The sequence below is a fragment of the Stenotrophomonas sp. P5_A8 genome (assembly GCF_056400545.1).
Map to the genome: position 1 here is coordinate 1 of NZ_JBFULB010000611.1, position 871 is coordinate 871.

General features: G+C 66.6%; 2 protein-coding genes and 1 pseudogene. 1 reads left to right on the forward strand and 2 read right to left on the reverse strand.

Features of this window, described 5'->3' with window-relative positions; all coding sequences use genetic code 11:
* Nucleotides 1-126 precede the first annotated feature (126 nt).
* On the forward strand, nt 127-309 hold the full coding sequence (locus tag AC1DQP_RS21045; protein WP_457318358.1) for a hypothetical protein: 183 nt from the start codon (nt 127-129) through the stop codon (nt 307-309).
* Between the two features lie 41 nt (nt 310-350).
* Here the strand turns inward: AC1DQP_RS21045 and AC1DQP_RS21050 are convergent, their stop codons facing one another.
* Nucleotides 351-707 (reverse strand): DUF1304 domain-containing protein, encoded by a 357-nt coding sequence (locus AC1DQP_RS21050; RefSeq protein WP_256775827.1) that lies wholly within the window; start codon nt 705-707, stop codon nt 351-353.
* A 28-nt stretch (nt 708-735) separates the two neighbouring features.
* Nucleotides 736-871: pseudogene (locus tag AC1DQP_RS21055) on the reverse strand (MFS transporter); the annotation flags it as partial.

Below are 871 nucleotides of genomic sequence, written 5' to 3' on the forward strand. Positions count from 1 at the left end.
CCATATCTGAAAGCCCGTGCGCTGGGCAGAGGTGCGCGGGTTTGCGGGACACGCTGCAAGTACGTCCCTGTAAGCTCGCGTGCGCCATGGAGGGCGCACGCGAGCCTCCACGGATGGATTTACGGCGTGTCCTGCCAACCCACCCGTCCCGCCCAAGCCAGGCAACGGCCGTCCTCGCAGCCGTTGATCTGGCTCTTCGCTTCAGGCATCGACCTACCCGCACGTCCAAACTACGCGCGCGACGAGGGATGCATCACCGTGTTCAACGCGCGCAGCCCGGTATCGGTGGTGCTGCAGGCGAAGCGCTGATCGTTATCGCGCAGCCACCCATGGGGCGGCTCTACGCCGGTTCAGGCCGGCACCATCCACCAGGCGGCCACGGCGAGGATCGCCGGCACGGCCTGGATGAAGAAGATGCGCTTGTTGACGCTGTACGCGCCGTAGCAGCCGGCCACGATCACGCAGCCCAGCGAGAAGTTCACCAGCATCGGCAGATGATCGAACACGCCCCAGAACAGGCCGGCGGCCAGGAAGCCGTTGTACAGGCCCTGGTTGGCGGCCAGCACGCGGGTGGCCTCAGCCTTCTCCGGCGTGTTGCGGAAGGTCCTCAGACCGAGCGGCCGGGTCCACAGGAACATCTCCAGCACGAGGAAGTACACGTGCAGCAGGGCGACCAGCAGGGTCAGGGTCAGTGCGGTCCAGTACATGGGCAGGCCTCGATGGGATGCGGAGAGCTTACTCCGGGCGCTCGGCCGGCAGCTTCTTTTCCTCGCGCAGCAACCCGAACGCGGCCGTGGTCATGATCCCGGCCACCACCAGGCCACCGGCGAACACCGCATGCGACCCGAACAGCGACAGCCCCTTGTGGACC

What these genes read in the sequence shown, in the direction of transcription:
- AC1DQP_RS21050 (WP_256775827.1), bottom strand. Translation starts at nt 707, where the DNA reads ATGTACTGGACCGCACTGACCCTGACCCTGCTGGTCGCCCTGCTGCAC.